26 protein-coding genes are annotated in these 23,811 nt (G+C 45.6%); 21 read left to right on the plus strand and 5 right to left on the minus strand.

Annotation, left to right across the window (positions count from 1 at the left end; genetic code table 11):
• The first annotated feature begins 5 nt into the window (after positions 1-5).
• The 19 genes from D1Z90_RS06655 to D1Z90_RS06745 all read left to right on the plus strand — a co-directional run bounded on the left by D1Z90_RS06655 (position 6) and on the right by D1Z90_RS06745 (position 16,720).
• The gene (locus tag D1Z90_RS06655) at positions 6-2,093 is read left to right on the plus strand and encodes a chemotaxis protein CheA (protein WP_119909972.1); all 2,088 of its coding nucleotides are present in this window, start codon (positions 6-8) and stop codon (positions 2,091-2,093) included.
• A gap of 19 nt (positions 2,094-2,112) precedes the next feature.
• The gene (locus tag D1Z90_RS06660) at positions 2,113-3,246 is read left to right on the plus strand and encodes a protein-glutamate methylesterase/protein-glutamine glutaminase (RefSeq protein WP_119909973.1); all 1,134 of its coding nucleotides are present in this window, start codon (positions 2,113-2,115) and stop codon (positions 3,244-3,246) included.
• Entirely contained in the window at positions 3,246-3,998 is a 753-nt protein-coding gene (locus tag D1Z90_RS06665; protein WP_119909974.1) for a flagellar motor protein, read from the plus strand. Before D1Z90_RS06660 ends, D1Z90_RS06665 begins: the two co-directional genes overlap by 1 nt.
• Positions 3,998-4,933 (plus strand): OmpA family protein, encoded by a 936-nt coding sequence (locus tag D1Z90_RS06670; RefSeq protein WP_119909975.1) that lies wholly within the window; start codon positions 3,998-4,000, stop codon positions 4,931-4,933. The genes D1Z90_RS06665 and D1Z90_RS06670 overlap by 1 nt, the downstream gene beginning before the upstream one ends.
• A 4-nt stretch (positions 4,934-4,937) precedes the next feature.
• The gene (locus D1Z90_RS06675) at positions 4,938-5,726 is read left to right on the plus strand and encodes a ParA family protein (RefSeq protein ID WP_119909976.1); all 789 of its coding nucleotides are present in this window, start codon (positions 4,938-4,940) and stop codon (positions 5,724-5,726) included.
• Positions 5,723-6,622, plus strand: coding sequence for a chemotaxis protein CheW (locus tag D1Z90_RS06680; protein ID WP_232525210.1), 900 nt, complete (start codon positions 5,723-5,725; stop codon positions 6,620-6,622). Before D1Z90_RS06675 ends, D1Z90_RS06680 begins: the two co-directional genes overlap by 4 nt.
• A gap of 120 nt (positions 6,623-6,742) precedes the next feature.
• On the plus strand, positions 6,743-7,231 hold the full coding sequence (locus D1Z90_RS06685) for a chemotaxis protein CheW (RefSeq protein ID WP_119909977.1): 489 nt from the start codon (positions 6,743-6,745) through the stop codon (positions 7,229-7,231).
• A 51-nt stretch (positions 7,232-7,282) separates the two neighbouring features.
• The gene (locus D1Z90_RS06690; RefSeq protein WP_158587070.1) at positions 7,283-7,645 is read left to right on the plus strand and encodes a DUF2802 domain-containing protein; all 363 of its coding nucleotides are present in this window, start codon (positions 7,283-7,285) and stop codon (positions 7,643-7,645) included.
• 148 nt (positions 7,646-7,793) lie between these two features.
• Complete coding sequence (gene ccmA / locus D1Z90_RS06695; RefSeq protein WP_119910054.1) at positions 7,794-8,432, plus strand: cytochrome c biogenesis heme-transporting ATPase CcmA; 639 nt, start codon at positions 7,794-7,796, stop codon at positions 8,430-8,432.
• Positions 8,425-9,093, plus strand: coding sequence for a heme exporter protein CcmB (gene ccmB, locus D1Z90_RS06700; RefSeq protein WP_119909979.1), 669 nt, complete (start codon positions 8,425-8,427; stop codon positions 9,091-9,093). The genes ccmA and ccmB overlap by 8 nt, the downstream gene beginning before the upstream one ends.
• A gap of 50 nt (positions 9,094-9,143) precedes the next feature.
• A complete protein-coding gene (locus D1Z90_RS06705) occupies positions 9,144-9,884 on the plus strand; it encodes a heme ABC transporter permease (RefSeq protein WP_119909980.1) in 741 nt (246 codons plus the stop codon).
• A gap of 37 nt (positions 9,885-9,921) precedes the next feature.
• The gene (ccmD, locus tag D1Z90_RS06710) at positions 9,922-10,128 is read left to right on the plus strand and encodes a heme exporter protein CcmD (protein WP_119909981.1); all 207 of its coding nucleotides are present in this window, start codon (positions 9,922-9,924) and stop codon (positions 10,126-10,128) included.
• Positions 10,125-10,616, plus strand: coding sequence for a cytochrome c maturation protein CcmE (ccmE, locus tag D1Z90_RS06715; RefSeq protein ID WP_119909982.1), 492 nt, complete (start codon positions 10,125-10,127; stop codon positions 10,614-10,616). Before ccmD ends, ccmE begins: the two co-directional genes overlap by 4 nt.
• The gene (locus D1Z90_RS06720; RefSeq protein WP_119909983.1) at positions 10,616-12,577 is read left to right on the plus strand and encodes a heme lyase CcmF/NrfE family subunit; all 1,962 of its coding nucleotides are present in this window, start codon (positions 10,616-10,618) and stop codon (positions 12,575-12,577) included. The genes ccmE and D1Z90_RS06720 overlap by 1 nt, the downstream gene beginning before the upstream one ends.
• Complete coding sequence (locus D1Z90_RS06725) at positions 12,574-13,110, plus strand: DsbE family thiol:disulfide interchange protein (RefSeq protein WP_119909984.1); 537 nt, start codon at positions 12,574-12,576, stop codon at positions 13,108-13,110. Before D1Z90_RS06720 ends, D1Z90_RS06725 begins: the two co-directional genes overlap by 4 nt.
• Positions 13,110-13,571: a cytochrome c-type biogenesis protein gene (locus D1Z90_RS06730; protein WP_119909985.1), complete on the plus strand. Its 462-nt coding sequence runs from the start codon at positions 13,110-13,112 to the stop codon at positions 13,569-13,571. Before D1Z90_RS06725 ends, D1Z90_RS06730 begins: the two co-directional genes overlap by 1 nt.
• Positions 13,568-14,812 carry a c-type cytochrome biogenesis protein CcmI gene (gene ccmI / locus D1Z90_RS06735; protein ID WP_119909986.1) on the plus strand — a complete coding sequence of 415 codons (1,245 nt, stop codon included), beginning with the start codon at positions 13,568-13,570 and terminating at the stop codon, positions 14,810-14,812. The genes D1Z90_RS06730 and ccmI overlap by 4 nt, the downstream gene beginning before the upstream one ends.
• A gap of 66 nt (positions 14,813-14,878) precedes the next feature.
• Positions 14,879-15,676 carry an MlaA family lipoprotein gene (locus D1Z90_RS06740; protein ID WP_119909987.1) on the plus strand — a complete coding sequence of 266 codons (798 nt, stop codon included), beginning with the start codon at positions 14,879-14,881 and terminating at the stop codon, positions 15,674-15,676.
• Between the two features lie 9 nt (positions 15,677-15,685).
• Entirely contained in the window at positions 15,686-16,720 is a 1,035-nt protein-coding gene (locus tag D1Z90_RS06745) for a response regulator (RefSeq protein WP_119909988.1), read from the plus strand.
• Between the two features lie 37 nt (positions 16,721-16,757).
• Here the strand turns inward: D1Z90_RS06745 and D1Z90_RS06750 are convergent, their stop codons facing one another.
• The 5 genes from D1Z90_RS06750 to map all read right to left on the minus strand — a co-directional run bounded on the left by D1Z90_RS06750 (position 16,758) and on the right by map (position 21,809).
• Positions 16,758-17,063 carry a ComEA family DNA-binding protein gene (locus D1Z90_RS06750; RefSeq protein WP_158587071.1) on the minus strand — a complete coding sequence of 102 codons (306 nt, stop codon included), beginning with the start codon at positions 17,061-17,063 and terminating at the stop codon, positions 16,758-16,760.
• Positions 17,064-17,397: 334 nt separating this feature from the next.
• Positions 17,398-17,700 (minus strand): YciI family protein, encoded by a 303-nt coding sequence (locus tag D1Z90_RS06755; protein WP_119909990.1) that lies wholly within the window; start codon positions 17,698-17,700, stop codon positions 17,398-17,400.
• A gap of 4 nt (positions 17,701-17,704) precedes the next feature.
• On the minus strand, positions 17,705-18,244 hold the full coding sequence (locus D1Z90_RS06760; RefSeq protein WP_119909991.1) for a septation protein A: 540 nt from the start codon (positions 18,242-18,244) through the stop codon (positions 17,705-17,707).
• A gap of 76 nt (positions 18,245-18,320) precedes the next feature.
• Positions 18,321-20,963, minus strand: coding sequence for a bifunctional uridylyltransferase/uridylyl-removing protein GlnD (gene glnD, locus D1Z90_RS06765; protein ID WP_119909992.1), 2,643 nt, complete (start codon positions 20,961-20,963; stop codon positions 18,321-18,323).
• A gap of 30 nt (positions 20,964-20,993) precedes the next feature.
• Positions 20,994-21,809, minus strand: coding sequence for a type I methionyl aminopeptidase (gene map / locus D1Z90_RS06770; RefSeq protein WP_269777032.1), 816 nt, complete (start codon positions 21,807-21,809; stop codon positions 20,994-20,996).
• Between the two features lie 237 nt (positions 21,810-22,046).
• Between map and rpsB the strand changes: the two genes are divergently transcribed.
• Together rpsB and tsf are read left to right on the plus strand one after the other, a co-directional pair.
• Positions 22,047-22,781: a 30S ribosomal protein S2 gene (rpsB, locus tag D1Z90_RS06775; RefSeq protein WP_119909994.1), complete on the plus strand. Its 735-nt coding sequence runs from the start codon at positions 22,047-22,049 to the stop codon at positions 22,779-22,781.
• 98 nt (positions 22,782-22,879) lie between these two features.
• Entirely contained in the window at positions 22,880-23,731 is an 852-nt protein-coding gene (tsf, locus tag D1Z90_RS06780; protein WP_119909995.1) for a translation elongation factor Ts, read from the plus strand.
• The last annotated feature ends 80 nt before the right edge of the window (positions 23,732-23,811 follow it).

Below are 23,811 nucleotides of genomic sequence, written 5' to 3' on the forward strand. Positions count from 1 at the left end.
AAAGAATGGGCTTTGAAGTCGACGAAGATATATTACAGGACTTTCTAGTAGAAGCAGCTGAGATTCTGGAGCAGTTATCAGAACAATTGGTGGACTTAGAAAAAAGCCCTGACGACTCTGATTTACTCAATGCAATATTTCGCGGGTTTCATACCGTTAAGGGGGGAGCAGGCTTCCTGTCATTGACAGAACTTGTCGATTGTTGTCATGGTGCTGAAAACGTTTTTGATACGCTCAGAAACGGTGGCCGTGAGGTCAATGCCGAGTTAATGGATGTTATCTTAGAAGCACTCGATAGCATCAACGATATGTTTACCCAAGTACAAGCTCGTGAGCCGTTAACTCCGGCTCGACCAGAGATCATAGCTGCCCTACACAAGTTGAGTGCTCCGGCCAGTGCGGATGAAGTTGTTGCGTCAGAGCCTGAACCCGCACCTTCACCTGAGCCGATCCCTGAGCCCGTTGTTGAAGCTAGCCCTTCTAGTGCCGGTGTTGATGAAATTAGCGATGATGAATTCGAGCGCTTACTTGATGAATTACACGGTTCGTCTGGTTCGCCGACCGCGAAAGCCGAGGCTACCCCTGCTCCTGAGGCGAGTGGCGATATTACTGACGATGAATTTGAGTCATTACTTGATGAGCTTCATGGCAAAGGTAAGCATTCTGGCCCCGCTGTTGTTGAGCCGAGTCCTGCTGAATCTGAGAATATTGACGATGATGAGTTTGAACGACTTTTAGATGAATTACACGGCGCGGGTGGCAGTCCTACTGCCGCGGATGCTAAGCCTGCTGTAACACCTGAGGTTACTCCTCCTGCACCGGCTGCTCCTGTTGCGAAACCACAACCTGCGGCGGCGAAACCTGCGGCTCCAGCGGCAAAAGATAAAACGGCGGAAAAACCGGCTGCTCGAACGCCTGCACCACAAGCCGAATCGACCGTTCGGGTGGATACTCGCACACTTGATGAAATTATGAACATGGTTGGCGAGCTGGTATTGGTGCGTAACCGTTTAGTCAGTTTAGGAGTGAATAGCAACGACGAAGCCATGTCAAAAGCGGTAGCGAACTTAGACGTTGTAACGGCTGATTTACAGGGCGGGGTAATGAAAACTCGCATGCAGCCTATTAAGAAAGTATTTGGCCGATTCCCTCGGGTTGTACGCGATTTAGCGCGCAGCCTGAAAAAAGAAATTAACCTTGAGCTTGAAGGTGAAGATACTGATCTCGATAAAAACTTGGTTGAAGCGCTGGCCGATCCGCTTGTCCACTTGGTGCGAAATGCAGTAGACCACGGCGTTGAAATGCCGGATGTACGAGAACAAAATGGTAAACCTAGATTGGGGCAAATTCGATTATCAGCGTCGCAAGAAGGCGACCATATCTTACTCGTCATTCAAGATGACGGTGCTGGGATGGACGCCGAGAAGTTGAAAGGAATTGCTATTAATAAGGGGATTCTCGACCCTGATACTGCCAATAGAATGTCGGATACTGAAGCTTACAATTTGATCTTTGCACCTGGCTTTTCTACCAAGGTTGAAATATCGGATATTTCGGGCCGTGGCGTAGGCATGGACGTTGTAAAAACCAGTATCACTCAGCTCAACGGAGCTATTCATATCGACTCTAAGTTGGGTGAGGGTACGCGTCTAGAAATTAAAGTGCCGTTAACGTTAGCGATATTGCCTACCTTGATGGTTCAAGTGGGTAAGCAGACGTTTGCGTTGCCACTGACTAACGTGAATGAAATTTTCCACCTAGATTTACAAAACACCAACATGGTTGATGGCCAACTCACTGTAATCGTGCGTGATAGAGCGATACCGCTATTTTACTTGCAAGATTGGTTGTTACGAGACGGTGAAGTTGCGAAAGAAAAACGCGAAGGCTTAGGGCACGTAGTGATTGTGCAACTGGGGACAAATCAAGTTGGGTTTGTGGTTGATAGCTTGATAGGCCAAGAAGAAGTGGTCATCAAAGCCCTCGACAACCTGCTCCAGGGAACCCCTGGAATGGCAGGGGCAACCATAACCAGTGACGGTGGTATAGCCTTAATCTTAGATATACCAAGTTTGTTGAAGCATTACGCTTAATAATTGATTGAGAGATTGAATGGCTATAAAGGTTTTAGTGGTTGACGACTCGAGTTTCTTCCGCCGACGTGTAAGTGAAATCATAAATCAAGAGCCGACTCTTGAAGTGATTGATACCGCAAAAAATGGTCGAGAAGCTGTGGATATGGCTGCACGACTAAAACCGGATGTGATTACCATGGACATCGAAATGCCTGTACTTGATGGCATTTCAGCGGTGCGTGAAATCATGGCCAGTACACCGACACCAGTGCTGATGTTCTCTTCCCTAACTCATCAAGGAGCGACTGCGACATTAGAAGCACTGGAAGCGGGTGCGTTAGACTTTATCCCAAAGAAGTTTGAAGACATTGCTCGAGATAAAGAGCAAGCGGTTGAAATGCTTCAACAAAGGGTTAAAGCTTTAGCTAGGCGTCGGGTATTTGCTTCTCGCCCAGCCAAAGCGCCGGCTAGCAGCACTTCTGATGCCAGTAACCGGTTATCATCTGCAAGACCTGCGCTCAAATCTTCGGCTAAAGCGAAACCTGTGGTGGCGTCTGCCATTGCGCCGTCGAAACCGGTGAGTTTTAAACGCAGTGGTAAAAGCTATGACATGCTTGCTATTGGGACCTCAACGGGTGGCCCTGTAGCATTGCAAAAGGTACTCACTGAGTTACCTGCTAACTTTCCATTACCCATCTTGTTAATTCAGCATATGCCGTCTACTTTTACTTCTGCATTTGCTGCTCGCTTGAATAACCTATGTAAAATCAAAGTTAAAGAAGCACAAGACGGCGACCCAATTGAACGAGGCGTGGCCTACTTAGCGCCAGGTGGCAAACAGATGTTAGTGGAAGGTCGTGGCGCACAAGCACGCATACGCATTGTGCTTGGGAATGACAAGGTCAATTACAAACCTTGTGTTGATATTACTTTTGCGTCTGTTGCTAAACTCTACAAAAACAAAACCTTGGCCATCGTGCTGACGGGCATGGGCGCAGACGGCCGGGAAGGCGGTAAATTATTAAAACAAGCCGGCGCGACCATTTGGGCGCAAGATGAAAAAACGTGCGTGGTTTATGGCATGCCTCAAGCAATGGCAAATGCGGGGCTGTCGAGTGAGTCACTGCCATTAGAACACGTAGCTAAACGCATCATGACGGAATTGACTTAATGGAAAGAGTCGGTCTACTGGGGTTAGTTGTTGCATTTCTTTCTCTCATAGTAGCTGAGTCTCTTTCCGGTGGTGAATTGTCCTTTTTGGTGAATTTACCGGCTTTTATCATTGTTGTTGGCGGCACCGTCGGCGCGGTGTTTTTTCAATCGAGTGTGCCGCAATTTAGTGGTGCCATGCTGGCGCTAAAAGACTTATTTCATCCCCCTCAATACGCATTTCATGAACAAATTTATCGCATTGAGCAATGGTCAAATACCGCTCGACAAAAAGGTTTTCTAGCGCTAGAAAAAGTCGCAGCAGACGGTGAACATGATGGTTTTACTGACAAGGGCTTAAACATGATCATCGATGGTGTTGACGCAGCAACCATGCGAGGCATCTTAGAACAAGATATTGATTTAAAACAAGAGCAACTAGAGCTGCAAGCGAAGGTTTATGAGGCGATGGGTGGCTACAGCCCAACCATAGGCATTATTGGTGCGGTAATGGGGTTAATACAGGCGATGTCTGCGATAGACGATCCCACCGTATTAGGGAAAGGTATCGCGGCGGCTTTTGTTGCTACTATTTATGGTGTAGGTTTTGCAAATTTACTGTTTTTACCGATATACCATAAGCTCAAAGTTATGAATCAACGCCGTGCTTGGTATCAAGAAATGACGGTGGAAGGTTTGGTTGCAATTGTTAATGGCGAAAACAGTTTAACCATTAAACGTCGACTGGAAGCGTTTACTGACGAGGGGCGCTAATGGCTAGACGCATTTCTCGTCGATTACATAATAACGACAAAAATGACGTTGAGCGCTGGCTAGTATCTTACGCAGATTATATGACGCTGATGTTTGCTTTGTTTGTGGTGCTATATGCCGCCGCTTCGGTAAACGAAGGTAAGTATGAGTATTTAGTCGATAGTTTTTACGCTGCAACCAAACAGTTTAACGGTGCCAATGACAAGGTACAAACGTTAGGCCTGTTAGACAATGATGGCCATGAGTTGATAGACCCAATGGGGTCGGGTTTACTCGATGACGCTGGTTCACCCATTGAAGCGGGCCAAGAGATGACACAGGTTGAAAATAAAAACCTCGGCGCGCCTTTAGCCACCATGAAAACAGAAGTTAACGAAGCCCTTTTAAAAGAGCTCGATAATGGTCAAGTTAAAGTCACTGTGGAAGATGATTGGATAACGTTAGATATTAGCGCGGGCTTAATTTTCCCCAGTGGAAGCGCGCGAATATCGCCCTCAGCAGAAAACTTGCTATCGCGGTTGACCAATGTCTTGGCGCAAAATAATAATTTTGTTCGTGTGAGAGGCTACACCGACAATCAAGCTATTAATACTGAGCTGTTTGCTTCTAATTGGGAGTTATCGGTTACCCGAGCGACTCAAATTTTAAAGCGATTTCAAAATCAGGGCATTACTCCACAGCGTTTGGCTGTAGAAGGGTATGGTGAATATGCACCAATTGCGAATAATGATACCGCGCAAGGGCGAGAGCAAAATCGCCGAGTGGTGATTGCGATTTCAAAATTTGCATATCAACCCCCTGCAACCCCAGAGCCTACTCTGGCACCTTCTATTACACCGGCTGTGAGCCAAGCTCCACAGCCTGAAGATAGCAAAGAAATGCAGGAAATAAAGCTACCTAATGGTGGCGTAAGATTTACGACAAGGCAGGAATAAAACGTTGATTGTTTGGACAGTAGCGAATCAAAAAGGTGGCGTAGGCAAAACCACCACTGTGATTTCACTTGCCGGCTTATTAGCTGAGCGGGGCCACCGTGTATTACTCATAGATACCGACCCGCATGCATCATTAACTAGCTACTTAGATTATGACTCAGACGTCTTAGAGGGCTCTTTGTATGAATTATTTCAAGTTTCAGCGCCAACCAAAGAAGACGTTAATCAATATACTTTAACAACTAAGTTTGAAGGGTTAAGCTTGATCCCTGCAAACATGGCGCTCGCGACCCTAGATAGAGTCTTAGGTAATCGCGAGGGTATGGGGCTATTTTTAAAGCGTGTGCTGGATGCTGTGCGCGATGAATACGATTACGTGTTACTTGACTGTCCACCCGTACTTGGGGTCATGATGGTGAATGCATTGGCTGCTTGTGACCGTATTTTGGTTCCGGTGCAAACGGAATTCCTTGCCCTTAAAGGTTTAGAGCGCATGATTCGCACCTTTGATATTATGCAGCGTTCGCGGCCCACGCCCTTTAAATATTGCGTAATTCCAACCATGTATGACAAACGCACCAAAGCCTCTTTGAGTACATTGCAGGCAATTAAAGACAGATACCCAAGGGAGGCTTGGAACTCTGTTATTCCCATCGATACTAAATTCCGTGATGCGAGTTTAAAGCACATTCCACCGTCGGCATTTGCACGCAGTTGCCGTGGCGTATTTGCTTACGAAACCTTACTTAACCATTTACAGCAACTTGAGCACAAAGAGCAGTTAAAACCATGACTCGATTACCCAATGAGGGAGCCATGGAAAGTTACTTTGCTGCCTTGTTAAATGAAGAAGAAAAAACGCTGCGCTCACCGGCGTCAGCGCAGGAAAAATCGAATGAGGCGGGAGACGCAGAGGCAACCACGCAAGCGGATGTGACTAAAAGCGTCAGCCGCGCCAGCGTATCTAATGAGCTTGCCTCGGGGGAAAACATGCGCCGTGCTCACAACCTATCTTCTTTACTTGAGAAAGTACCAGAAGTAGAAGCGGCACAAGTTCAACCCAAACAAGCGACTCATCCCGAACATGCTGAGCCTGAATCCTTGCCGCTGGTAAGCTTGCCAGAGGTACTGCCAGAGCAGCTAATCTTTGCAGAGCCAGAGCCAGAGCCAGAGCCAGAGCCAGAGCCAGAGCCAGAGCCAGAGCCAGAGCCAGAGCCAGAGCCAGAGATACCGATTTGGCAAAATATTGACCCAGGTGAAGAGTTTCAAGCGTTATTCTTTGAAGTTGCAGGCATTTCTTTTGCCGTATTACTGACAGAATTAGGTGGTATTCATCAATTAAGCGAAATCACCAGCTTATTTGGTAAGCCGGCGTGGTTCAGTGGCGTCATGACCCAAAGAGAGCAGCAGCTACACGTTGTTGACACGGCGCAATGGGTATTACCGAGTAGTCAACCTGAAGATGTAGCCTATCAATACTTGATCATGCTTGGCGAAACGCGATGGGGCCTCAGTTGCTGCAAATTATTGGGCACAGAGCTCTTGCACCGTGATGAAGTAAAGTGGCGAACTACCGCAGGTAAACGCCCATGGCTTGCCGGCATGGTCAAACAGAAGATGTGCGCGCTGATTCATGTCAAAGAATTGATTAAATTACTTAATCAAGGGGTAAACATTGAGGGTTTGTAGCCGATAACAAACCTATCAGGATAACAAGGTGTTTGAAGTAGCGATGAAAAACCGGCTGAATTGCTGGACTACTGCTAACATGATAATAAATAACGGCTCTCAAGAGTTGAGGATAACTAGATGAGTGAACAAAGAAATGTATCTGAGAATGTGACGGACGACGAAGTTGTACAGTGGGTCACATTTCAATTAGAGCATGAAACCTATGGTATCAACGTTATGCAGGTGCAAGAAGTATTACGTTATACCGAAATCGCTCCAGTGCCTGGCGCGCCAGCTTATGTGTTAGGGATAATCAACTTACGCGGTAATGTGGTTACCGTTATTGATACCCGTTCACGGTTTGGTTTGATGCCTTCTGAAGTGAGTGATAACTCACGTATCGTGATCATAGAAGCTGAAAAACAAGTGATAGGCATTTTGGTGGACAGTGTGGCTGAGGTGGTTTATTTACGTGCGTCGGAAATTGACATCGCACCTAATGTGGGCACCGAAGAAGCGGCCAAATTCATCCAAGGCGTCAGTAATCGCGATGGCCAGTTGCTTATTCTTGTGGACTTAAATAAATTATTAAGTGACGAAGAATGGGATGAATTAAGTTCACTATAAAATATGATATTAAATTACCTTGAATCGGGTGCCACGTGGTTGGCGCTCATTTTGGCTATTGTAGCGATAGTGTTTTGTTTTTTATGGCACAAAAGTCAGCAAAAAAAAATCCAAGCACTTGAGGAAATCATCAAAGAGCTAATCCGTTCAAAGGATAATTTAACTAAGCAAGTCAATGAGCTACATGTTGGTTCGGTAGGGTTGGGTAAAAAAGTATTTAGCCTAAATAGCACCATTCGTGATTCTTTAGAGCGGCAACAAGAACTCGTAGCTCATGATCCTGATAGTAAACTTTACACTCGTGCAGTAAAGATGGTGGAGTTAGGCGCGGACTTAGAAGAAGTCATGCGTGAGTGTGATTTACCTCGAGCAGAAGCCGAGCTGCTGCTTAACCTTCATGCCAAAGCTAGATAGACCTGCGACCCGCTGAGGGAAAGACGTAAGTGGCGTCATACCCTCTGTTTTTCTGAATGTAAGTTTCGGTAAAACCGCCTGAACACGGCTTATTCCTCATGCTTTTCTATGCTACTATCTGCCGGATCTTTAATTGAGCCCAAATATTATGCTGGAAGCACGCGCACTTTCATGTGTCAGGGAAGACAGGTTATTATTCAAAGACTTATCTTTTTCCGTCGATGAAGGGCAAATCTTACAAATTGAAGGCCCCAACGGGGTAGGCAAAACCAGCTTGTTTCGATTGCTTGCCGGTTTGCAACCCGCTTACGCTGGAGATGTGTTTTGGCACGACCACGCGATCGCGAGTATTCGGGAACAATTTTACCAACAACTGTTATTTCTTGGTCACTATACGGGCGTCAAGCCTGAACTCACCGCGTTTGAAAATTTGCGATTTTTCCAAAAAATGCATAACCCTACACAGCAGCAAGACTTATGGGCGGTTTTGGCTCAAGTTGGGCTCGCAGGCTATGAAGATTTACTGAGTTCGCAGCTTTCCGCAGGTCAGCAGCGTCGAGTCGCCCTTGCTAGGTTATGGCTTTCTGACGCCAATATTTGGTTGCTTGATGAACCATTCACCGCCATCGATAAAAAAGGGGTGAAAGTATTGGAGCAATTGTTCTTAAAGCATGCCGCGCGTGGTGGCAGGGTGATCTTAACGACCCACCAAGACTTACAACTTGATAATCAAATGTTCAGCACTCTTTCGTTACGTAAACCCGCTCCGGAGCAACAGTATGTTTAAAGCCTGTTGGAGTGTGATTGAAAGAGAATTACTCAGTGCCTCACGGCGAAAATCAGATATTCTAAACCCCATTTGGTTTTTCTTGATTGTTATTACTTTATTTCCATTAAGTATTGGCCCAAAAGCCAATACGTTAACCAGTATTGCCCCTGGCGTCATTTGGGTGGCCGCTCTGCTTTCTTGTCTATTATCGCTAGAGCGACTTTTCAAAGATGACTATGTAGACGGCTCCCTTGAGCAGCTCATGCTCACGCCGTACCCGCTCACTTTATTGGTCGCCGCGAAAGTGTTGGCTCACTGGTTGTTGACTTGCTTGCCTATTATTTTATTTAGCCCATTAATGGCGGTGTTCTTTTCTCTCGATTGGCCCACTTTTTGGGCCATCGCGTTGACCTTACTACTGGGTACCCCAACCATTTGTTTACTGGGTGCGATAGGCGTAGCTTTGACGGTAGGATTAAGAAAGGGCGGCATCTTATTAAGTTTAATCATGTTGCCTTTGAGCATACCGGTATTGATTATTTCAACCTTAGCGATTGATGCGGCATCGATGTCGCAGCCAAACATTGCCTACTTAGCCATGCTTGGGGCTATTTTAGTGGCCGCTATTACATTGGCGCCGATGGCAATAGCGGTATCGCTGCGGATAAGTATGAGTTAATGCCGCAACAATAATAACATTAAGCAATAACTAACAATGAGAGCAAACTAATGTGGAAGTTTTTACACCCCTACGCTAAAGCGCAGCGCAGTTATGAGCTAGCCGGTACCTTGTTGCCATGGTTTGCGGTATTGGCCGTTGTGTCTTTTGTGCTTGGCACCGCTTGGGGCTTGGCATTCGCCCCTGCCGATTATCAGCAAGGCGACAGCTTCCGTATCATTTACATCCATGTTCCTTCTGCAATTATGTCGATGGGCGTGTATACCAGCATGGCGATTGCCGCTTTAATTGGCTTGGTGTGGCAAATTCGTTTATCTGATATGGCTGTGGCCGCCATGGCCCCAGTGGGCGCTGTTTTCACGTTTATTGCCTTATTCACAGGCGCTGCTTGGGGCAAGCCAATGTGGGGGGCATGGTGGGTCTGGGATGCCAGATTAACTTCCGAGTTAATTTTACTGTTTTTATATCTAGGGGTTATCGCCTTATATAATGCCTTTTCTGATAAAGCCTTAGCTGGAAAAGCGGCCGGAATACTGACTTTAGTCGGTTGGATAAATGTGCCGATTATTCACTTTTCGGTTGAATGGTGGAATACCTTGCACCAAGGCGCCACTATTACCAAGTTTGCTAAGCCTTCGATAGCTGGCCCTATGTTATGGCCTTTGTTAATCATGCTATTGGCGTTTACTTGTTACTTTGCAGCAGTGATGCTGATTCGATTTAGAAATGAAATTCTGATTCGTGAAAGTCATCGTCCTTGGGTTAAGCAATTACTGCTTAAGTCGGCGTAACTTAGCCATCACCAGAGCATCAAATTGAGGTATTACTGTGGAATTTAATAGCATTGCCGATTTTTTAGACATGGGTGGCTACGCCTTCTATGTGTGGTTATCTTTTGGGGTAAGTTTTTTTGCGTTAATTGCACTGCTTGCAAGTAGCCTTCGTACTCAAAAGAAGATAAAACAAACCGTTCAAGCCAGAGCAGCGAGAGATGAGCGTGTCAAAGCTGCCAGCCAGTTGGAGAATACCTTATGAACCCAAGACGTAAAAAACGCCTTACTATTATTCTAAGCCTAGTGATTGGTTTGGGCAGTGCGGTGGGTTTAACGCTGTTTGCGCTATCGCAAAACATTGACTTGTTTTATACCCCGACTGAATTAGTTCAAGGCAAAGGTAAAGACAAGCGTTTGCCGGAAGTTGGCGACAGATTGCGTATCGGTGGCATGGTAGTGCCGGGGACCGTAAGCCGAGACAGTCAGAGTTTGCGTGTTAGCTTTGATTTGGTCGATGCTGGCGGACCTATCGTGACCGTGGAATATGATGGTATTTTGCCGGATCTATTTCGTGAAGGGCAGGGCATTGTGGCTATGGGCACCCTTAAAGACGCCACGACGGTTGTTGCCTCTGAAGTATTGGCTAAACACGACGAAGAATACATGCCGGCAGAAGTGGCTGAATCGTTGAAAGGCATGAAGCATTTCAAGCCAGAATACACAGATGAACAATTAAAAGGACAGCATTAATGATCCCTGAGTTAGGACAGTTTACCCTCATTATTGCTTTGGGGTTATCGGTGCTGTTGAGCATTTACCCTCTTTGGGGCGCTCACATTGGTCATAGTGGTATGATGAACAGCGCTAAAACACTGGCGGTGACCCAGTTTTTATTTGTCGGTTTATCCTTTGCGTGTTTAACCTACGCCTTTATCGTAAATGATTTCACCGTTGCTTACGTGGCCTCTCACTCAAACAGTGAGTTGCCCCTGCAATATCGCATTTCGGCAGTGTGGGGTTCGCACGAAGGGTCTTTGTTGCTTTGGGTGTTGATTCTTGCGGGGTGGACAGCTGCTGTTGCACTGCTTAGTAAGCAATTGCCGTTAGAGTCTGTGGCACGTGTATTAGCCGTGATGGGCATGTTGGGCGTGGGTTTTTACCTTTTTATCGTCATTACCTCCAACCCGTTTGAGCGTACTTTGCCATACTTCCCAGTAGACGGACGTGACTTAAACCCCTTGCTCCAAGACATCGGCTTGATTTTGCATCCGCCGATGCTGTACATGGGCTATGTCGGTTTTTCTGTTGCCTTCGCATTCGCGATTGCTTCACTCATGGCTGGCCAGTTAGACTCGGCTTGGGCCCGCTGGTCGAGGCCTTGGACCATGGCTGCTTGGATCTTCTTAACCATAGGCATTGCTCTTGGCAGCTGGTGGGCGTATTACGAGCTTGGCTGGGGCGGTTGGTGGTTCTGGGACCCGGTTGAAAATGCTTCTTTTATGCCATGGTTGGCCGGCACGGCATTGATTCACTCTTTAGCGGTGACTGAAAAACGCGGCGTGTTTAAGTCTTGGACCGTGCTGTTGGCACTATCGGCTTTTTCATTGAGTTTATTGGGTACCTTCTTAGTGCGTTCAGGGGTATTGGTTTCGGTGCATGCATTTGCCAGCGATCCAGAGCGTGGCTTGTTTATTTTAGCCTTTTTAATACTGGTGATTGGCGGCTCTTTGTTGTTGTTTGCCATCAAAGCGTCAGCAGTAAAAAGCAACGGGCGATACCAGCTATTTTCGCGTGAAACCTTCTTGTTGGGTAACAATATTTTACTGATCGCAGCTTTGATTGTGGTGCTATTAGGTACATTGTTACCGCTCGTTCATAAAGAGATTGGCTTAGGCAGTATTTCTATCGGTGAACCTTTCTTCAATAAAATGTTTACCTTGTTAATTGTGCCTTTCATGTTGATGCTTGGCGTAGGACCTTTAGTGCGCTGGAAAAAGCAACATGCGGACGATTTGCTCAAGCCTTTGTTGCTGAGTCTAGTGATCAGCGTGCTGCTTTGCGTAGCCTTCCTCAGCTTGTTTGCGCCTAGCATCACATGGTTAGCGATTTTAGGCGTTTTCTTGGGCTGCTGGGTCAGTGTGTCAACGGCACAAGAAACGTGGTTGCGAGCTACCCACAGAAATGCTTTTGTGGTTGGCATTCGTAAACTCAGTCTCAGTCATTGGGCTATGGCTCTCGGACATTTAGGGTTTGCTATTTGTGTCATAGGTATCACCATGACACAAAACTTTAGCATCGAAAAAGATGTACGAATGGTGCCCGGTGACAGCATTCAGTTCCAAGATTATGAATTTCAATTCGAAGGTGTTAGCCCGTTGAAAGGGCCGAACTTTGACGGCCACACCGGTGTGCTTCAGGTCTATAAAGGTGGCCAATACGTCACTGAACTTGCGGCTGAAAAGCGTTTTTATCGGGTGCAACGAAATGTCATGACAGAAGCGGCCATCGACGCAGGCATTACGCGAGACTTGTATGCTGCGCTAGGTGAACAGTTGGACGATGGTGCTTGGGCACTGCGCATTTATTACAAGCCGTTTATTCGTTGGATTTGGGGAGGCGCGCTAATTATGAGTTTAGGCGGATTACTGGCTATGCTTGACAAACGCTATCGCGTTCGTCGCCGACCTGTGCGCAAGGAGGCTATTGCATGAGTAAAAAGCAACGTTTGTTGATTTTTTTAGTGCCATTAGTCTTGTTTTTAGTGGCATGTATCTTTTTGTTTAAAGGCTTATTCTCAGACCCTACCAAGCTTGAGTCTGCGTTGATTGGGCAACCGGTTCCCGCATTCACCTTGCAAGATATTTATCAGCCAGAAAAGCAACATGACGCCAGTATTTTTAAGGGCAAACCCATGCTGCTTAATGTGTGGGCGACTTGGTGTCCAACTTGCTATGCAGAGCATACTTACCTTAATAAGCTGGCTGCAGAGGGTATTTTTATCGTTGGCATGAATTACAAAGACGATAGGAAAAAAGCAATTCGCTGGCTCAATGAATTGGGCGACCCTTACCAAATTAGCTTGTTTGATAAGGACGGCATGCTAGGTTTGGATTTAGGTGTCTATGGCGCACCAGAAACTTATTTAATCGATAGCCAAGGTATCATTCGCTACCGTCATGTTGGCGATGTTAACGACCAAGTGTGGAACAACACCTTGCTGCCTCTTTTTAAGGAAATGAAATAATGGCTAAGTTGTTATTCATTTGTTCATTGCTGATGCCCGGTTGGGCGATGGCGGCGATTGATGTGTATGAATTTGACTCTTCAGAACAAGAGCTGTTGTTTCATCAGCTCACAAAAGAGTTGCGTTGCCCTAAGTGTCAAAATCAGAATATCTCTGACTCCAACGCTCCTTTAGCGAAAGACTTAAGACAAAAAACGTATGAGTTAGTCAAGCAAGGTAACGATAGAGACCAAGTGGTTGATTACATGGCCGCACGCTTTGGTAATTTTGTTCGTTATGACCCGCCTATGACACCTGCCACCGTGTTTCTTTGGCTAGGTCCTGTGTGCTTTATTGCCATTGGGCTATTTTTCGTTTTTCGCCACGCCAGTAGGCCGAAAGCCAAAATGCAAGTGAGTGAATTGGCTACCCAAGAACAAGAAAAGTTGAACCGAATTTTGAACAAGGATAATACTGAATGATAGTTTTTTGGTCAGCCTGTGCGCTGTTACTGTTTTTGGCGTGCTTGGCATTCATAGTGCCAATTATCCGAGATAAAAAACCGTCACAGGTTGACCGTGACGAGCTCAATAAAGTCTTTTACCAAGGCAGAATGCAAGAGATTGAGCAAGACGACGAGCAAGGTATCATCAGTGATAAACAGAGTGTGATCACTGAGTTACAACGGGGCTTAGTGGATGACGTTACCGAGCAAAGTGCGCCTCAGAGCCGAGTATCGAATGCCAGTACCCTAGTACCAGGGGTGATAGTGCTGGTGCTATTGTGCGTAGGATTCTACCTGCAGTTTGGCAGTCATAAACAAGTGAGCCATTGGCAGCAAGTCATGGCTGACTTCCCCGCCTTACAACAAAAAATGATCATGGGCCAAGGCGCTGCGCCAACCGAGATTGAAGTCGATAACTTTATGTTAGCTTTGAGAACACAGCTATCAGAAAAGCCGGATGATGCAACCGGTTGGTTGATGCTTGGCCGTTTAGCGATTGCTGTGCGAGATGGACAACTGGCGTTAGATGCTTTAGCGAAAGCTTACGAGTTAGATGCTACCCGCTCAGACATTCGTGTGCCTTATGCTCAGGCTTTGCTGCAAAGCGGTGAACCCTTGAACATAAAAACAGCAGAAAACTTATTGGTTGCCACCATAGGTTTAGAGCCTAACAACCTACAAGCGTGGTCAATTTACGCCTTTATGGCACTGCAAAATGATGACTTTGAGCTTGCCATTGCCCGCTGGCAAAAAATGTTACCGTTATTGCAAGACGATCCTGAGAGGTTGCAGATGGTGCAAGGCAGTATCACTTATGCCCAGCAACAGCTAGGTGAAAAAGTGGCAGAGCAGGCGCCCCAAAAGGCGGCTGATATTGGCCATGAGTATACTGTCTCGGTGCAACTTGATCCAAAAGTGATGTTACCAACACAAGGATATGTCTTTATTTTTGCGCAAATGGTCAATGGGCCTGCGATGCCTCTCGCGGCTAAAAAATTGCCATTGGGGGATATTTTCCCGCTTACGCTGACTTTATCTGACGCTGATGCGATGCAAGCGTCTTTCAAATTAAGTCAGCAAGCGGAGTTTAAAGTAAAGGCGAGGATCTCAATCGATGAGAATGCTTCCGTGGCTGCGGGAGAGTGGGAAGGTGTTAGTCAGCCTGTACAATCGGGTGAAACGGATACCATCAAGGTTATCATCGACCAGCAAATGTAATTAAGCGAAATGGGGTGGGGTAGCCTAAAATAATACCTTGCCCTGTTTTATGTAAGGAAGGATCCAGTGCAACACGTTGCCGCTTATCGGTTAAGCCCCTATTTTCGCATGATCATTTTATATCTGCTGGTTATGCCACTTTTTACCATACAATACGCAATGGCTTCTACGGCAACCGATGAGCCCGAAATGCACACTGGTGTTTACGATCCTGCGGAAGGACTGAACCGCCAATTTTGGCAGTTTAACCTTCAAGTCGATAAGCATATTGCGAAACCAGCTACTGAGGTTTATGTGGAATATATTCCTCTAGCAGGCCGAGAAGCGCTGAATAACTTTGTGCAAAACTTTGATGAGCCCTCGAGTGCGGTGAATCATTTGTTGATGTTAGATATTACCGCTTCGATGGACAGTTTGATGCGGTTTATGTTTAACACCACCTTTGGTGTAGCTGGCTTTTTTGATTTTGCGGGTAATGCCGGTTTGACGAGGAATCGAGCAGAGTTTCAAGATGTCTTAGCCAATGTAGGAGTAGGACACGGGCCGTATTTAATGATCCCAATCTATGGCCCCGAGACCACCAGGCGTTTGGTGGGAAACGTGGTTGATGCCTTATATTTTCCATACAGTGAATTAACTTACTTTGAACGGTTTTTGCATTGGGGTGTAGACTCGGTGTACAAGCGAGCAGCGTTGCTGCCGCAAGATGCGTTAATTGAGCAGTCCCTTGACCCTTACATTTTTGTCAGAGACGCCTATATTCAATATCAAGACTTTCGAATTAATGGCGAGGTATTTATCCATCAGCAGCAAGATGGTTTGTCCGATGATGAACTCGATGCGTTGTTAGATGAATACGAATAAGGCAACCCTGTGAACCCATTACAAGCTCCGGATACTATTAGGGACCTCACTATCTTAGTGATTGAAGACGAGCTTGTGTTTCGTCATCAGATATGCAGCTTTTTAAAACAGCGAGGTGCGTTGGTCGCCGAAGCTGAAAATGGGCAACTGGGCATCGAGCTGTTGGCCGATTTACAACCTGATATCGTGTTATGTGATTTGAATATGCCGGTGGTAGACGGCCACCAAGTGATCAAGCATATTCTAACCCACAACGCCGAGACGCCGGTGGTTGTTATCTCCGCGCGTCAAAGTATGGATGATATCGGCAATGCGCTGCGCCACGGGGCGAAAGACTACTTATTAAAGCCGATTGACGACTGGCCGGGCTTAGAGCAGCTCATTCTGCGTTTGGTACATGGTAATACTAATGACGCTTGCGTGGATGTATTAGACGAGCAGTTATTGGCCGAGACAGAGTTAGCTGAACACTTGGTTCACTTTAAGCACAGCGATCCCGCTTCGACTCAGTTAATGAATGATCTGATCCCTGCTGCGCGCTACACCTTTTCACAGTGGGTATTAAAGGTTGAGCAGCAAGGCTTATCATTCTTGCCCGACATTTATACCCTCGACGAGCAATATTTTGCTTTTTTAGTGGTTGATTTATCCTTGTTTAAGGACGACAGCGCCATTACTGCGGTATTAATCAAAAGTCTGGTTAATGAGCCTTTTCGCCAATACCAGTCAGGTGAGAGTGGTATGATGCTTTCTCCTAGCGCGCTGTTAAATTATTTGAATAAGCAGCTTTATCACGCGGGCTTATCTCAAATGTTGAAAGCCATGTACGTATTAGTGGATATGCAATCAAAATCGATTCAATTTGCGAATGCGGGGTTTTTACCTGCCCACCCTGCGATGGCCTCACCTCACCCTGGCTTAGCGCTTGGCGTGCTAGAGACCGCACGTTATGAACAAGGAACCATGGACTTATCTGCGCCAATAGAATTTACCTTTGAATCAGATTTACTGTCGCAACTGACACTGACATTAATGCATCAGTAAACCTTGCGCAGCCATCACCGCAAGCTGCGCCAGAAGCCTATTTCACTGACAATAAGGCTTTATTTTTGGTTAGAATGGATTCACCAATCCCATCTACCTGGGTGATTTGTTCAACGGTCTCAAATTGACCATGTTGTTGCCTATAAGCAACAATGGCTTGTGACTTAGCATCCCCAACTCCATTGAGCTTACTTAACTCATCGGCACTGGCCGTATTAATATTTACGGTTTCGCTGGATTGTTCGCTAGTTGTAACTGTTGCTGCATTATCAGCAGCTTGCGCATTTAGCGCGCAGCTGGCAATGGCAATCATGGCCGCTAGGCTTAAAGAGCGAAATGACATAGTACACCTATTTGTTGTGAGTGGAATGTTAAACCTAGGTGTAAATAACATTTATATCAATAATATTTTTTATTTCGATATTTTAGTTACATTGACTAAACTCAGACTGTGGTATTGGTAAGTCAGTGGTAAAAAATGCGGGGTAACCTGATACTTTTGGTATGTTGAACTTTTAACAGTCTCGTTGTTAACTTACTAATAAGGGTATGCTGAGAGTGGCAGCTACAATGATTTAGAGAATCACCTTGAGGGTATTACACAATAGTAAGCTGTCTAGGGCTTGTCTCGCCAAGACAAGCGGTGGCCGAACAGGGCGACCACACTTGTCAACCGGTTACTGAGGTAATACCAGCTTAAAGGGCTTTACGATGACGTTGGCATAAACGCCAGCATCACAATAGGGATCAGCGTCAGCCCATTCTTGCGCCGCAGACAGGGAATCGAACTTTGCAATCACCACTGAGCCAGTAAAGCCTGCTGCACCAGGATCTTCAGCGTCAACAGCAGGCGAAGGCCCAGCAACTAATAACCTTCCTTGTTCGTGTAAGGCTTCTAAACGGGCTAAATGAGCAGGGCGAGCTTGTTTTCTTAGGGGTAAGCTTTCAGGGACGTCTGTTGAATAAATGGAGTACCACATGGCGTTATTCCTTTTCATCTTTTGGTAAATATTTATACAGGTATACGCCGGTAAAAATGGTAAACACTAACATTAATCCCATGAGGCCGAAGACTTTGAAATTAACCCAGAAATCTTGTGAGAGATAAAACGCGACGTAAATATTGAGCAGGCCACAAAAAGTAAAGAAACCGGCCCAAGCCAGATTCAATTTACTCCAAACCGGCTCAGGTAACTTGAGCTCTTTACCTAGCATTTGCTTAAGCAGGTTTTTCTTAAAGCCATAATGACTGATTAACAAGCCGGCAGCAAAAAATGCATATACAACCGTGACTTTCCACTTAATGAAGGCATCATCTCGTAGCAGTAGCGTGAGGCTACCAAAACCAATGATCATGACGAAAGTAATGATGTGCATTTTTTCAAGCTTTTTATATTTGAGCCAGGTGACAAGTAACATCACACCCGTAGCGACCATCAGCGCGGCCGTGCCGACATATATGTCGTATAATTTGTATGCGGCAAAGAAAATAATCAGTGGAATAAATTCAAAAAACTGTTTCATGTGACTCTCTAATGACGTTAGGTGACACTTAGTCTACTGATTAATCAGCGAGACATAAAGTGTCACACACTAAGATTTAGGTTTTGCCCGGAGCATTATCCAGAGCCTGATCTAAAGCGAACTTTAATGATACTTGTTGTGCTTTATCTAAGGCTTGGTTTTCTTGGGTCGTAAGAATAAATAAATCCTCAACCTGTTCGCCAATGGTGGTGATTTTTGCATTGTGTAGCACCAAGTTGGCTTGCTGGAAGATCTCACTGATTTTGGCCAGTAGGCCTGGCGCATCAAACGCGGTGAGCTCAAGCTCGGTGCGGCGGTTTCTATCGGGTAAAAAGTTTACTTGGGTTTTTACGCTAAATTGACGCATTTGGCGTGACATTCGCGGGATGCGTTTTACTTGTGCTTGAGGATCAACTAACGCTTTGACTATTGCCGGCTTTATTTGTTGAGTGCGGTCAACCGCAACTGGGCTGCCATCTGGCTCAAGTACCACAAAAGTGTCTAAGGTATAACCGTCTTTACTGGTTAAGATAGTTGCGTCGTGAATGTTTAAGTTTTTGTTCGTCAACTCCGTTACTACTGTGGCGAAAAGAGAATGATCATCTTTACTGTATACGAATATCTCTGTGCCACCACGGCTGGCATTTTTACTGATAAGTACCAGTGGTTTAGGTTCGTTATTATGTTGAATAATATACTCACAATGCCACGCAATTTGCGCCGGGGTGTGGCGCAAAAAGTAATCCGCTTTAAAGCGGCGCCATAAGTTCTCTATGGTACTGTGACAAAATGCTTTGCTTAATAACTTATCTAAGGCAGCCTGTTTATTCTGGCGAATGATAGAGCGCACGCTAACAGGCTGTTCATGGCCTTGCTGAATATAATGGAGTGTTTGGTAATATAAGTCTTTCAGTAAGGCCCCTTTCCAGCTATTCCAAACGTCATCATTAGTCGCGCAGATGTCGGCTACGGTGAGTAACAAAAGGTTATTCAACCTTTCTTTGGTTTTTACGATGGCCGCAAATTCGCTGACCACCTCGGGATCTTGAATATCTCGGCGTTGGGCAGTAACCGACATCACCAAGTGATTTTTTACTAACCAAGAGACCAGCTCAGCTTCTTTCTCGCTAAAGTCATGCATTAAACAAAATTCTTTGGCATCTACCGCACCCAGCTCCGAGTGGTCTCCTCGTCGCCCTTTGGCAATGTCATGAAAAATTGCACCTAAAAATAACAGCTCAGGCTGTTTAATAGTGGGAAATATCTCACCACAAATCGGGTGTACCTTGCGCGACTTTTCGGTAGGGTAGCGGTATATATACTTGATTAATCTGTGAGTGTGTTCATCCACAGTATAAGCATGGAAAAGATCGAACTGCATTTGTCCAAGGATTTTACTCCACTCAGGTATGTAAGAAGCAAGAATGCCATATTTGTGCATCAACGTGAGTGGGCGACCCATGCCTCTTGGGTGTTTTAGTAAGGCAATAAACTTGCTTCGGCATGCAGGAAAATCTTGCAACCAGTAGGTTAAGCGACGCCGGCTTTCTCGAATCTCACGTAAGGTGGTGGCATATACCCCTTTGATTTGAGGGTTGTCTGCCATATGTAAAAACAAATCGAGAATGGATTCCGGTTGATGGAAAAACAGTCCAGGAGTTTTTAAATTAATCAACTTACCTTTGAGTTGAAAGTGTTCGTCTATGTCTTGACTTTCGGCTTCATCATGGCCAAGAATACTTTCTTCAAAATGCTGCAGCAGCATTTCATTGAGCTCTGATACTCGGCGTATGGTACGGTAGAATTCTTTCATCATGGTTTCTACCGCTTCGTAGCCTTTGCCTTCAAAGCCCAATTTAGATGCTACATCTGATTGAAAATCAAATAATAATCGATTATCAGCGCGCTTAGTGACCAAGTGAAGAGCAAAACGAATTTTCCAGAGAAAATTCTGACATTCAGAAAGTTCACGGTATTCCTCTTGGGTGAGGTAGTTTTCAACCGTCATCTCTAGTAAGTTAGCTGCGCCGAAGTGGCGCCTAGCAACCCAATAAATGGTGTGGAGATCCCGCAATCCGCCGGGGTTGCTTTTTATATCTGGTTCGAGGCTGTAGCCATTATCAAGGTAGTGGCTGTGCCGCTCTTTTTGCTCGTCTCGTTTGGCGCGAAAAAACGTTTGAGAAGGCCAGAAATCACTTTTATGAAGGCGGTGCTTAAGTTCAACAAAAACCGTGTTGTTACCGCAAATTAACCGGCTTTCGATCAAGTTGGTAGCTATGGTGATATCTTCAAGGCCAAGGTGAATACAGTCATCGACAGTTCGCACGCTTTGCCCCACCTCTAACCGTAAATCCCACAACAGAGTAATAAACTCACTGATCGCAGACTGCGTTGAATCAGCCAATAAATCGCGACTTAGAATGAGTAAATCAATATCTGATTTAGGGTGCAGCTCACCGCGGCCATAGCCCCCTACGGCTACCAAAGAGAGATCGTTTACCGCACCCAGGCCAAGTTGCTGCCAAATCTGCGTAAGCAAGGCATCCATAAAGCCGGCCCGCTCAAAAATTAATTCGTTGGCTTCTTCTATGCCTTCAAAAGCGCGGGCTTGTTGTTCATTAAATGCTTGCAGTTCGCCTTTAAGCTGGGGTAGATGCAATGGCGAAGCCACCGTAACTTGAGGCAGCTCTTTGGTTGGCTCCGAAATATAGGGGGTCATGCTTTATCCTTAGCTCGCGACGTTAACAAATTACGCAGAAGGTGTTCTTTCAATCGCTTCATCGCTGCGCAGAGTAAGGATTTCGACACCCGTTTCCGTCACCAGCAAAGTATGCTCCCATTGAGCCGATTTACTGCCGTCTTTTGTGGTGACCGTCCAGCCGTCTTTTTTGTCCAGTTTGGTATGACGTTTGCCTAAGTTAATCATCGGCTCTATGGTAAAACACATGCCAGCTTCAAGGATGAGCTTGGCGTTTGGATCGGTGTGAGATTTGTAATGAAGTACCTGAGGGTCTTCATGAAATACAGCCCCAATGCCATGGCCACAATATTCACGTACCACTGAAAACCCATTTTTTTCCGCGTGCGCTTGAATCGCTGCGCCAATATCGCCAAGTCGTACGCCCGGTTTAACCAGCTTTATGCCCATGTAAAGACATTCTTGTGCGTTGTTGACCAGTTTTTTTGTTAATGGGTTAGAGTCACCCACGATAAACATTTTAGATGTATCGCCGTGATAACCGTCTTTGATGACCGTGATGTCGATGTTTATGATATCGCCATTACGCAATTTTTTATGGTTCGGGATACCATGACAAACCACTTCATTGACCGAAGTGCAGATAGACTTAGGAAAGCCATGGTAGTTTAGTGGCGCTGGAATAGCCCCTTGTTCATTGACAATATAGTCGTGACAGATTTGATCTAGCTCGCCAGTCGTAATGCCCTTAACAACGTGAGGTCCAATCATCTCAAGTACGTCCGCTGCAAGTTTGCCGGCAATCCGCATCTTTTCTATTTCTTCTGGTGTTTTAATCACGACGTTCATAGCGTTACTCTTTTTAATTTTGGTCCATGTTCTGGACGCTGAAAGGGAAGTTTTTTAAGCAAAAATTCCATCTCAGATTGTGGTTAGTTGTGGGATATGGTATAAAGCGCGCCGGGAATTGGCAATGTGAAAATGCATTGTTAACCGATAAACCACTATTTTTTATAACACACACACATCGACACGTGATTCGGGGTGCCTTTTTAGGTCGAATTCATGGGATGTGTGGAGGCCTAACCCCAAGAGGAAATTAAAATGGCTAATGTATCTATGCGTGAAATGCTGAAGGCAGGTGTGCACTTCGGTCACCAAACTCGTTACTGGAACCCAAAGATGAAGCCTTTCATCTTCGGTGCACGTAACAAAGTTCACATCATCAACCTTGAGCAAACAGTTCCAATGTTCAACGAAGCACTGGATTTCATCTCTGGTGTATCTGCGAAAAAAGGTAAAATCCTTTTTGTTGGTACTAAGCGCGCAGCAAGCGTAGCAGTTAAAGAAGCAGCAGAAAGCTGTGACCAGTTTTACGTAAACCACCGCTGGTTAGGCGGCATGTTGACTAACTGGAAAACTGTTCGCCAGTCAATCAAGCGTCTTAAAGATCTTGAGCAACAAACTCAAGACGGCACGTTTGAAAAGCTAACTAAGAAAGAAGCGCTAATGCGTACTCGTGAGCTTGAAAAGCTAGAGAAAAGCTTAGGTGGTATCAAAGAAATGGGCGGTCTACCTGACGCACTATTCATCATCGATGCTGACCACGAGCACATCGCAGTGAAAGAAGCTAACAACCTAGGTATTCCTGTAATATCTATCGTTGATACTAACTCTAGCCCTGACGGCGTTGATTACATCGTTCCTGGTAACGATGATGCAATCCGTGCAGTACAACTTTACCTAAGCTCTGCTGCTGACGCAGTGAAAGCGGGTCGTCAACAAGACATCGTTGTACAGGCTGAAGAAGACGGTTTCGTAGAAGAAGCTGCTGAGTAATAACGGTCTAAAGCCCTTATTAACCAAGCCAATTTTTGGTTAGCAGGGGCCTACTTAGGCCCCTGTTTTTCATCTAATTTTTATTGAGGAAACTCAAAATGGCAATTACTGCTGCCCTAGTTAAAGAACTTCGCGAACGTACTGGCGTTGGCATGATGGACTGTAAAAAAGCGCTTACAGAAACCAACGGTGATATCGAAGCCGCAATCGAGAATATGCGTAAATCTGGCCAAGCGAAAGCGGCTAAGAAAGCGGGTAACATCGCAGCTGAAGGTACTATCCTAATCAAGAGCGAAGGCAACGTAGCTGCGCTAGTTGAAGTTAACTGTCAAACAGACTTCGTAGCGAAAGATGATAACTTCCTTGTATTCGCTAACGCTGTTGTTGACGCTGCAGCGGCTAACAGCCCTTCAATTGAAGAGCTACAAGCACAGTTTGAAGAGCAACGTGTTGCGCTAGTAACGAAAATTGGTGAAAACATCAATGTTCGTCGCGTTGAATACGTAGAAGGTACAGCCCTAGCTTCTTACCGTCACGGTGGCACTATTGGTGTAGTTGTTGCAGGTGAAGGTTCTGAAGAAGATCTTAAGCACATTGCAATGCACGTTGCGGCAAGCAAGCCTGAGTTTGTTAACCCAGAAGACGTGCCTGCTGAGCTAGTAGAAAAAGAAAAAGCAATCCAAATCGACATCGCGATGGGCGAAGGTAAGCCTCAAGAAATCGCTGAGAAGATGGTTGCTGGTCGCATGAAGAAGTTTACTGGTGAAGTTTCACTGACTGGTCAAGCATTCATCATGGAACCAAAGAAAACAGTTGGCCAAGTACTAAAAGAGAAAGGCATCACTGTATCTGGCTTCACTCGCCTAGAAGTAGGTGAAGGCATCGAGAAGAAAGAAGAAGATTTCGCAGCAGAAGTTGCGGCTCAAATCGAAGCTGCTAAAGCTAAGTAATCTCTTTTTGATGAATAATTAGCCGCGACATTTGTTGCGGCTGTTTTGTAGATAGCGGTATATTTTCTAGGAAAAGCTTA

Origin of the sequence: Motilimonas pumila (assembly GCF_003596335.1) — a bacterium.
Classification (GTDB): Bacteria; Pseudomonadota; Gammaproteobacteria; order Enterobacterales; family CBDFNC01; genus Motilimonas; species Motilimonas pumila.